Origin of the sequence: Streptomyces sp. NPDC088246, from assembly GCF_044741025.1 — a bacterium.
GTDB lineage: Bacteria > Actinomycetota > Actinomycetes > Streptomycetales > Streptomycetaceae > Streptomyces.
Map to the genome: position 1 here is coordinate 1 of NZ_JBIURV010000108.1, position 9,432 is coordinate 9,432.

Here is a 9,432-nt window from a genome sequence, read left to right on the forward strand (position 1 = left end):
GTTCACGCAGTTCGTCGGGGTACTTACGGGGAGCAGCCATGATCGGCATCCTTCCGGGTCTTGATGATCTCCATCAAACCCGGGGCGGTTCAAGGTGACCGTCTCCACTGCGCACAAAGCCAAAGGGCGCGAATGGCCGCGCGTGCGCATCGCTGACGACTTCACCCCGCCCCCGGACAGCGAAGAGCACGATGACAAGGGCCAGCCCATTCCTGGGCCCATCGACGAAAGTGAAGCCCGGCTTGCCTATGTAGCTGTCACACGAGCCCGCCACCGCCTCGACATCGAGGGCCTGGCATGGATCAACCGCCACCCCGACGGCCGCCCTGCATGACACGAGGGCGGGCCGCGACTGCGGCAGCACGCTATTCACAACCGACCCCCGTCGCCGGCCCGGTCGAGCTGACAGAGGGTGTGGTTACGGAGCGACTTCGTACTTCACGACCGCGGCCGTGCAGCCCTTGGCGAGCTCCTCCAGTGCCGACCGTTCCTTGTCGTCCGCGGTCAGCTTCCACCTGAGCTTTGTGGCGGTCCAGTCAGCCAGGTAGGTGCACTTCGCGGACTCGGCCCGCGGCATCCAGTCGGCCGGGTCCTTGTCGGCTTTGGACCTGTTCGTCTTGGCCGTGACTGCAACGAGCGACCGCTCGGACCCAAGGTCGTTCGCGTACCGCATGCGCCGGTCCGCGTCCCAGGCCGAGGCGCCGCTGTCCCACGCCTCGGCGAGCGGCACGACGTGGTCAATGTCGAGCCCTTTCGCGTCGGTGACCGTGACTTCGTCGTAGTACGACAGCCACTCGCCGCCGGTCAGCGCACATCGGGTGCCCTGCTCTGGCTTCTTCGTCGCTTCGGCGAGCAAGACCTCTTGGCGGGTGTTGCAGCCGTCGCCGTCCTCGTCGATCCAGTGGCGGAAGGAGTCGCGCTTGTAGCCGGTCCGGTTCTCGTCCGCAGCCGGGATCTTCGCGATGGCCTCTGAGAGGGACAGGCCACTTCTGAAGTTCCCCCTTGATCTTGGACAGCGGTTGTTTACGCTGCGGGGGTGAAGTCGTGCTGCAGCCTGGCTCGGGTTTCGAACGGGGTGAGGTACCCGAACTCGGGGTGCTTGCGGAGCCTGGTGCGGTTGTACTCGACCTCGATGAAGCGGAAGACGTCGGCGCGGGCCGCCTCACGGCTCTCCCAGACGGCGGTGCCGATCTCCGCTTTCAGCAGTCCGAAGAAGCTCTCGGCTGCGGCGTTATCGTAGCATATGCCGGTTCGTTCCATGCTCTGTCTCAGGTTCAACTCCCGTATTGCAGTGCGGAATTCGCCACTCGTGTACTCGCTTCCGCGGTCGGTGTGCATGATGCAGCCGCCCTGAAGGCCGCCGCGGCCGGCGGCCATCCGCAGCGCGTCGGTGACCAGCTCGGCACGGTGGTGTTCGGCCATCGCGTACCCGATCACCTCGCGCGTCGCCAGGTCCATGACGGTCGCGAGATACCACCAGCCCTCGATCGTCGGCAGATAGGTGATGTCGCCGACGAGCTTCGTGCCGGACCGGGTAGCGGTGAAGTCGCGGCCGACCAGGTCCGGAGCCGGTGCGGCCTTGGTGTCCTGCTGCGTCAGGTGGCGGCGTCTGCGGCGGGTGACGCCGCGGATGTCGCGCTCGCGCATGATCCGCTCGACCTTCTTCCGGTTGATCGCATGGCCCTTGCGCCGCAGCGCGGCGTGCACGCGCGGTGCGCCGTAGGCACCCCGTGAGGAGGCGTGGATCTCGCGGATCTCCTCGGTCAACTCGTCCTCGGCACACTGCCGTTCCGCCGCTGCCGGCCGGGCCTCCAGCCAGGAGTAGTAGGTGGAGCGGTTGATCCCCGTGACGCGGCACAGCAAAGCCACGCTGTAGCCGTCGGGGTTGGCCTCGGCGGCCTTCTCCGCGTCGATGAAACGGCACAGCGTGCCTACTTCATCGTCTCCTTCGCGAAGAAGGTCGCTGCTTTTTTCAAGATCTCGATCGTCTGCTGCTGTTCCCGGTTCTCCCTGCGCAGCCGCTGGAGCTCTTCCTTCTCCGCCGTGGTCAGCGCGCCGGGCGCCCCCTCGCCACGGTCGGCCTTCGCCTGCTTCACCCAGCCGCGAAGCCCCTCCGGACTCACACCGAGTTCCCGGGCAACCTCGGTGACATTCCGCCCTGACGACCGGACCAGTGCCACCGCGTCCCGCTTGAACTCCGACGTGTACCGCTTGCTCATGTTGCTCTTGCCACTCAACCTGGACTGCTTCCTCCGGGACCGATCCGTCCCAGTATCAGGCTGTCCACTTCAGAGGGGGAACTTCACCGCCGCCGAATCCGCAGGGCGCCTGACCAGCAAACTCGGCAGCTACCTGCGGCCAGCCGTCCTTGTTCTGGACGAGGTCGGCTACCAGCCCCTCGCTCGCGCCGAGGCGAACTTGGTCTTCCAGGTGATCTCTAAGCGCTACGAAAAGGGCTCGATCATCCTGACCTCGAACAAGACCTTCAGCGAATGGGGACAGGTGTTCGGCGACGAGGTCTTGGCCACGGCCATCCTCGACCGGCTCCTCCACCACTGCGGAGTCATCTCAATCAACGGCCCAAGCTACCGCCTCAAGAGCCGACTTGCCGCGATCGAACGAGAGCGAGACGACGCAGCCTGAAGATCCCGCCACCGGACCGGCCTTGACCTGCCAAGATGCCGAACTGGGCGTCTCGGACGCCCTCGTCATCGGCCACCCTGGCCCCGCAGCCTCCAACCGATCAGACGCCGTGCTCTTCATCGGCCCTCTCCAGAGCGCTGATCGTCCGGCGGCGCCAACGTGTGACGGCAGCAATGGCTATCACCCCGCCCAGCAAGCTCACCAGCGGAACACCCCAGGCTGCGGCCATGAACAACGTCCCGAGCGATTCCATGACACCCCTCCACGCCAAGGGAGCGTACTCGGCCTCGAACGGCTTTGGGCTGGACCAGGTAGGCAAGACTGGTGCACAGATCTCCGTACCTGGTGGAGCACTCTCACGAGTACGCCGACACCGGGTGGCAAGCATCGCCAAGTGATCATGCCGAGGTGTGCGCCGGGCCCGTCGGCGGGGGGCGGTAGTTGAGAACCGCTATGAGAGGACTTCTGGTGGCAGGAGTTAGGACTATCAGACAGCTGTCAGTCGCTGAGCCAGTACTTCCACAGCACCTGCGGCGTGATCTGGAATCCGAACACCAACAAGTCAATGAGCACCAGGATGCCGAGCAAGGTCAAGACGACGATCAGCGGCATGCCTACCAAGAAGACCAGGTTCGCGAACCAAGTCATAGAGAAGTGCTTGACGCGGCTGTCCCCCGGGTCGGGTGTGCCGAGCCCCAACACCTTTCGCCACTCCACCCGCCGCCACCACGGCATGCGCAGCACCTCATCCCGAGCCACAGCGCACTCAGGACACAGCGGCTTTCCGGTGGCGCGGGCATCCCACGTAATCGCAGCCCCGCAGTGCGCCGTCCGCGTGTGTCCTCCGCTGCCCGGGAAGGACACGTGCGACAGCTCGTCCCCCCTGGTGCTGCGGATCTCGAAGTTTTTACCGACCACTGCCCACCCCATATCGGAAACGCCGAAGATAGAACACCACGCGGCGGGGCACCGGGTCGAGGGTCCAGCGCATTCGCTCCGCTAACTGATCGTTTCAAAATGAGCTGAGCCCACGACCTTGCGCCTGGCGATCTTGGTCGGCAGGCTGTGCGGGTGCGTGCTGATCTTGTTCCGGACGGCTTGTGGGAGCGCGTGGCTCCGCTGCTGCCGCCTGTTCCCGAGCGTCGTCGTCGCTACCCCGGACGTTTGCGCGTTCCGGACCGGGCGGCGCTCGCGGGCATCGTGTACGTGCTGCGGACCGGCGTGGCCTGGCGGGACGTTCCGGCCGAGACTGTGGGCTGCTCCGGGGTGACGGCGTGGCGCCGGCTGCGGGACTGGACCGAAGCCGGAGTGTGGCCCCGCCTGCACGCTGCCCTGCTGGCCGAGCTTCGGCGTGCGGAGCTGTTGGACATGGACGACTGCGCTGTCGACGGGTCACATGTCCGGGCCCTTAAAGGGGGGATCACGTCGGCCCCTCGCCCGTCGACCGCGCCCGCCCCGGCTCCAAGCATCATGTGATCGTCGACCGTCACGGTACTCCGCTGGCCGTCACCCTCACCGGCGGGAACCGCCACGACGTCACCCAGCTCCTGCCGCTGCTGGACTCCGTCCCGCCGATCCGTGGCCTGCGGGGACGCCCGCGTCGCAAGCCTCGGCGCCTGTACGCCGACCGGGGTTACGACTTCGACAAGTACCGCCGCCTGCTGTGGAAGCGCGGAATCAAGCCGATGATCGCCCGACGCGGTGTCGCCCACGGCTCTGGACTGGGCAAGGTCCGTTGGGTGGTCGAGCGCGCCTTCGCGTGGCTGCACCAGTTCAAACGACTGCGCATCCGCTACGAACGGCGCGCCGACCTCCATCTGGGCCTGCTCGAACTGGCCTGCAGCCTCATCTGCCTACGCCGCCTGCGCACATCATGTTGAGGCGATCAGTCAGGTCAGGGCGATCGGGTTGGTGAGTGCGGCGACGTGCCCGTTGGGATGGCGGACCTCGATGCGGACGAACGCCGAGTCCTCCGCCGTCGTGTGCCACTGCACCGCACCTGCTCCGTCGCCGGGAAGCGACACGCGGTGGACCTTCCCTCTATCGGTGTGGAAGCTGACGGTCGCCGCCGGCACACCAAGTACTGCTGCCTGTACTTCGACCCGCCCACCATGAGTTGCGAGCTGTTCGCCCACCCCGGCGATGCGACCATCAACGCTGGCGGTGAACGACACTTCCACCTCCGCCGACTCGGCGATCCAGCTGCGGCCTGAGCGGATCCCAGCGAGGATCGCCTGGGTACTCAGCTCCTCGCAGAAGACCACGGTGTGCGGGATGCCGATCTGCCCCTCCAGGTGTGTGTCGCTGTTGCCCATCGCCGGCCGCCAAGAGCCCGTCTGGATATCGGCTGCGAGGCTCCGTCCCCACTCGGCCAGGGCAGCCTCGTTGTCGGCATTCCAGGGCCGGTCCGAAGTCCACAGCCCGTTCCACACCTCCACCACGTCGAAGCCCCGGAAGGGGAACATGAAGTCGCCCGACAGATAGGGCGCGTGGGGGTGCGCGGCCACGCACAGGCCTCCCACTTGATGGACCTGATCCAGACACCGATCGATCAGTCCGTCCCTGACCTGGTGGTTCCAGTCGACGACCTGACCGGGGCTGGTGCCGAGCGCAAGCCAGTGCCCGGTCTTCGTAGTCACTTCCTCACCCAGCACTATCAAGAAGTCATCGGCAGCCAGATGCGCCCATACATCGGGTGCCGCGGCAGAGTTGTGCTCTGTCGTCGCGATGAAGTCGAGCCCAGCAACCCGTGCCCGCAGTGCCAACTCTTCGGGAGCGAGTTCTCCGTCCGAGTGGACGGAGTGGACATGGCAGTCCCCGCGGTACCAGCCCGCCCCGCGTCCCAGCGCCCGTACCGGCGGGAAGCTCAAACTCAACAAGGTTCTCCTCCATCAAAGGCCTGTCGAGCAAACGTCCAGGCAGAGCAACCGGTTCCGTGACACCACCGGGCGCCGCCCCCGCCGAGACATCAAGATCAAATTCTCATTCTGAAACGATCTTTAAGACGGGACAACCTTAGCCTTGATCCACCGAGTTGGTGCCTGTGGGCAACTTTCGGGAAAACGAAGAAGTGCCTTGTGACCTGCGATGATGGGAGTTCTTCAGGCTTCCAGCACGCACGATCAGCAAGGCACTTCCGAGATGCAAGTTTCCCATACTCCGGCAACGGTCTCCGCTGCGTTCGATGACCTGAATCTGATCGCCCACGCCGGGCTCATTCCGGTCATGCGACTGGCCGAGCGGTGCGGTCTGCCGCGCCTGGCCGCCGAGAAGGTGAAGCTGACCGGCGCGAAGAACAGCGCGGGCGCGTCGGCTCATGCAAAGGTCACCAGCATCGTGGGGGGCATGGTCGCGGGTGCGGACAGTATCGATGACCTGGCAGTCCTGCGGCACGGTGCGATGCCGGCCGTGTTCGACGGGATTCGCGCCCCGTCCACCCTGGGCACGTTCCTGCGCTCGTTCACCCACGGCCATGCTCTGCAACTCCACGCCGTGCACCGGCAGTTCCTCGGCGAACTGGCCGCGCACACCCCGCTGCTGACCGGCTCCGGCGAGAAGGCGTTCATCGATGTCGACTCCACCCACAAACGCGTCTACGGACGGGCCAAGCAGGGCGCCGAGTACGGCCGGTTCAAAGGCATTCGCACCCTGCACCCCCTCCTCGCCACGATCTGCACCCCGCACTCAAGGCCGGTGATCGCCGGAGTCCGGATGCGCCGGGGCAAGGCAGCCGACTCCCGCGGCGCCCCGAAATTCGTTGCCGAGGCCCTGGCCACCGCCATCGAGGCCGGCTGCACCGGCCTGCGCGTCCTGCGCGCGGACTCCCAGTTCTACAACGCCGGGGTGATCGCCGCCTGCTGCCGCAACGGCGCCCACTTCTCGATCACCACCGGCATGAACCCCTCCATCAAACGTGCCGTTCACGCCATCCCGGACAGGGCCTGGCAGCAGATCAGTTACCCCACCGCCGTGCCCAACCCCACCACCGGCGAGCTCATCTCGGACGCCGAAGTCGCCGAGATGCCCGACTACACCGCGTTCGCGAGCCGCAAAAAGAGCGAGCGGGTCACCGCCCGGCTGATCGTGCGCCGAGTCCGCGACCTGGCCAAACCCGCGACCGTCGGCGAGCAGGGAGAACTCTTCCCCGTCTGGCGCTACCACCCCTTCTTCACCGACAACTCCGCCCCGACACTCCAGGCCGAGCGGGAACACCGCCACCACGCGGTCATCGAGCAGGTCATCGCCGACAGCAAGAACTCCGCCCTGGCCCACCTGCCCTCCGGGCACTTCCAAGCCAACGCGGCCTGGCTGACCCTGTGGGCCATGACCTACAACCTGCTGCGGGCCGCAGGCGCGCTGACCTCCTCGTTCCACGCCAAAGCCACCACCGCGACCCTCCGGGCCCATCTGGTCCAGGTCCCGGCCCGAGTCGCCAGGTCCGCACGGCGCATCATCCTGCACCTGCCACACAACTGGCCCTGGCAGCACGCCTGGACACACTTGTTCGATACGGTCCACAGCCCACCCGCACAGGCCTGACCGCCCCTGACCACCCGACCCGCCAGGGCCCGACCGGAACCGAACCGTGGAAGAGCTGGGCAGACCAGCAGAAACAACCTGCCCATCCACGGCCACCAACCGAAACCAGCTCAGAAAACGAACAAGAGATCATCTTCCGAGCACGTCGGTGGATCGAGGCTTAGCCGCGGCGGCGGGCCAGGAGTGTCGTGCCGGCAATGACGCATCCGATGGCCAGGATTTTGCCGGCCCCGTAGTAGCGGGACCAGTCGTTGTCAGCCGTGCCTCCGCGCAGGATCAGCCACAGCAGCAGCCCTATCCCGCTCACGGTGAGGACCACTCCTCCGGTCAGCCCGAGCCCTGCCCACCAGGAAGCGTCTCCGGCGGGCGCGGGTTCGGTGTCCTGGCCCCGCTCGCGGTCACTCACCTTGTGTCCTCTCCTACGACCATGATCTTCAGCAGAGAAGACGTGGCCCACCACGGAGGGGTTCCGCAAGCCGCCGCTCAAACCCTTCATCCGGCCGGTCGCATGCTCCACTCGGGCACGCCCCTTGCGGTATGCGGTGTTGTCGGCCTCCTCGCCCGCCAGCAAGGGCCGACGAAAGCGTTTGCGGCGCGATACGACCGTTCCGTTCCACAGCCCAGCGGTAGGCCCGCGGTCCTGTGCCATGCCCGCGTCTGGCGATCGCGGGCACGATGCCGCGGGCGCGGAGCTGGTTGCAGTAGATGTCGTGGTCGGAGCCGCAGTCGACGAACAGAGAGTCCGGCCTGCGGCGGTTACGGCCGATCCGGCCGCGGACCGGTGGGGTCGGGTCGACTTTGCCCCCGCCGCCGTCGCCCTCTTGACGGGCGCCAGCGGCTTGCTGGTGAGCCCGGTTGGTCGTCGAGTCGACCGACACCGTACAGTCGACCGCCCCAACGGAGTCGTCCCGGACCTGGATCTGTTCGAGCAGACGAGCCCAGGTTCCGTCCGCCTCCCAGCGGGCGAATCGTTCATAGGTCGTCTGCCACGGCCCACACGTTCCGGCAGGGCACACCATGGGGCCACCGGTCCGTCGATGCCTCGCCTGGGCTCCTGGCCATGATGCGGTGTCGGGGCACCGCTCGTTCAGTCGCGGCTTGTGGCCTGCTTCCCGCGTGCGAACTGGATCCGCTCCTCTGGCGATCAGGCTGGCCTGCACTTTCTCGCCCTGACCGACGAGAGAGGCCGCCTGATCTGGATATCTGCCGCCCGACCCGGCCGCACCCATGACAACACCGCCGCCCGCCACGACCACATCCTGGCCCACCTACGCGCCGCCGGCCTCGGGGCACTGGCGGACCTCGGCTTCCGCGGCTTGGACAACGACGTACTCGACCCCGTGATCGTCACCGGCTTCCACGCCAGCCGCACCCACAAGCTCACCCCCGGCCAGAAGACCGCCAACCGAGTCCTCGCCGTCGGACGCGTACCGGTCGAACACGGCTTTGCCCACCTCAAGAGCTGGCGGATCCTCACCATGCTCCGTACCGATCCCGCCGGATACGCCTGCCGTCGCGGCCACGATCACCTACAACGTCATCGAGGCGATCGTCGCCATTACCGCCGGCAAGCTGGCGTCCTCCACCGCCCTGATCGGCTTCGGACTCGACTCGATCATCGAGGTCTCCTCCGCCGCCGCGGTCGCCTGGCAGTTCTCCGCCTCCGACCACGCCGTCCGCGAAGCGCGCGAGCAGCGGACCCTACGGATCATCGCCGTCTCCTTCTTCGCCCTGGCCGTCTACGTCACCGTCGACGCCGTCCGCGCACTGACCGGCACCGGCGAGGCCGAAAGCTCCGTTCCCGGCATCGTGCTGGCCGCGCTGTCCCTGGCGGTCATGCCGTTCCTGTCCGCCGCCCAGCGAAAGGCCGGCCGCGAACTCGGCTCAGCCTCCGCGGTCGCGGACTCCAAGCAGACTTTGCTGTGCACGTACCTGTCCGCCGTGCTACTGGTGGGCCTCATCCTCAATGCCACCCTCGGCTGGTCCTGGGCCGACCCAGTCGCCGCCCTCGTCATCGCCGCCATCGACGTCAAGGAAGGCCGCGACGCCTGGCAGGGCAAGGGATGCTGCGCGCCTTCCGCCGCCGCTGCGGTTCCCTCGGCCGACGCCAAGGCAGACGCGTGCGGCAACTGCCCGTCCGGATGCGCCTGCTGCAACTAGTAGGGCTTTGTTAGGTCCTGTGGTGGGGTTCGGGGGTTGGTGCGGGTTGGCCGCATATCGAGCAGGCGCCGGTCCAGGTGGCCAGGAGGG

Annotated in this window: 8 protein-coding genes and 7 pseudogenes; 6 read left to right on the forward strand and 9 right to left on the reverse strand. The window is 66.9% G+C overall.

Features of this window, described 5'->3' with window-relative positions; genetic code table 11:
* Nucleotides 1-94: 94 nt before the first annotated feature.
* A pseudogene (locus ACIPEK_RS45370) lies at nt 95-334 on the forward strand (3'-5' exonuclease); the annotation flags it as partial.
* 84 nt (nt 335-418) lie between these two features.
* Here the strand turns inward: ACIPEK_RS45370 and ACIPEK_RS45375 are convergent.
* From ACIPEK_RS45375 to ACIPEK_RS45385, 3 genes and pseudogenes are all read right to left on the reverse strand, one after another.
* Nucleotides 419-982, reverse strand: a pseudogene (locus tag ACIPEK_RS45375) (HNH endonuclease family protein); the annotation flags it as partial.
* 41 nt (nt 983-1,023) lie between these two features.
* On the reverse strand, nt 1,024-1,926 hold the full coding sequence (locus ACIPEK_RS45380) for an IS3 family transposase (RefSeq protein ID WP_402008664.1): 903 nt from the start codon (nt 1,924-1,926) through the stop codon (nt 1,024-1,026).
* A 5-nt stretch (nt 1,927-1,931) separates the two neighbouring features.
* Nucleotides 1,932-2,219 carry a transposase gene (locus tag ACIPEK_RS45385; protein ID WP_402008653.1) on the reverse strand — a complete coding sequence of 96 codons (288 nt, stop codon included), beginning with the start codon at nt 2,217-2,219 and terminating at the stop codon, nt 1,932-1,934.
* Nucleotides 2,220-2,298: 79 nt separating this feature from the next.
* Here ACIPEK_RS45385 and ACIPEK_RS45390 point away from each other — a divergent pair.
* Nucleotides 2,299-2,643 (forward strand): annotated as a pseudogene (locus ACIPEK_RS45390) (ATP-binding protein); the annotation flags it as partial.
* Nucleotides 2,644-2,743: 100 nt separating this feature from the next.
* Here the strand turns inward: ACIPEK_RS45390 and ACIPEK_RS45395 are convergent.
* The gene (locus ACIPEK_RS45395) at nt 2,744-2,896 is read right to left on the reverse strand and encodes a hypothetical protein (protein WP_402008655.1); all 153 of its coding nucleotides are present in this window, start codon (nt 2,894-2,896) and stop codon (nt 2,744-2,746) included.
* A 245-nt stretch (nt 2,897-3,141) separates the two neighbouring features.
* Entirely contained in the window at nt 3,142-3,561 is a 420-nt protein-coding gene (locus tag ACIPEK_RS45400; protein WP_402008657.1) for a hypothetical protein, read from the reverse strand.
* Nucleotides 3,562-3,714: 153 nt separating this feature from the next.
* Here ACIPEK_RS45400 and ACIPEK_RS45405 point away from each other — a divergent pair.
* Nucleotides 3,715-4,523, forward strand: a protein-coding gene (locus tag ACIPEK_RS45405; RefSeq protein WP_402008659.1) for an IS5 family transposase whose coding sequence is annotated in 2 segments (ribosomal slippage) — nt 3,715-4,054 and nt 4,054-4,523 — 810 coding nt in all. Because the reading frame shifts where the segments join, the coding sequence is not laid out codon by codon here.
* Between the two features lie 9 nt (nt 4,524-4,532).
* Here the strand turns inward: ACIPEK_RS45405 and ACIPEK_RS45410 are convergent.
* On the reverse strand, nt 4,533-5,519 hold the full coding sequence (locus tag ACIPEK_RS45410; protein WP_402008661.1) for a CehA/McbA family metallohydrolase: 987 nt from the start codon (nt 5,517-5,519) through the stop codon (nt 4,533-4,535).
* A gap of 265 nt (nt 5,520-5,784) precedes the next feature.
* Here ACIPEK_RS45410 and ACIPEK_RS45415 point away from each other — a divergent pair, with 265 nt between their 5' ends.
* A complete protein-coding gene (locus ACIPEK_RS45415) occupies nt 5,785-7,182 on the forward strand; it encodes an IS1380 family transposase (protein WP_402008662.1) in 1,398 nt (465 codons plus the stop codon).
* A 160-nt stretch (nt 7,183-7,342) separates the two neighbouring features.
* Here the strand turns inward: ACIPEK_RS45415 and ACIPEK_RS45420 are convergent, their stop codons facing one another.
* From ACIPEK_RS45420 to ACIPEK_RS45430, 3 genes and pseudogenes are all read right to left on the reverse strand, one after another.
* Entirely contained in the window at nt 7,343-7,588 is a 246-nt protein-coding gene (locus ACIPEK_RS45420; RefSeq protein ID WP_402008666.1) for a hypothetical protein, read from the reverse strand.
* Between the two features lie 199 nt (nt 7,589-7,787).
* A pseudogene (locus ACIPEK_RS45425) lies at nt 7,788-7,979 on the reverse strand (IS5/IS1182 family transposase); the annotation flags it as partial.
* A pseudogene (locus ACIPEK_RS45430) lies at nt 7,943-8,206 on the reverse strand (transposase); the annotation flags it as partial. The pseudogenes ACIPEK_RS45430 and ACIPEK_RS45425, both read right to left, overlap by 37 nt.
* A gap of 76 nt (nt 8,207-8,282) precedes the next feature.
* On the opposite strand from ACIPEK_RS45430, the pseudogene ACIPEK_RS45435 reads away from it, so the two are divergent.
* Nucleotides 8,283-8,600 (forward strand): annotated as a pseudogene (locus ACIPEK_RS45435) (transposase family protein); the annotation flags it as partial.
* A 44-nt stretch (nt 8,601-8,644) separates the two neighbouring features.
* Nucleotides 8,645-9,342 (forward strand): annotated as a pseudogene (locus tag ACIPEK_RS45440) (cation transporter).
* The last annotated feature ends 90 nt before the right edge of the window (nt 9,343-9,432 follow it).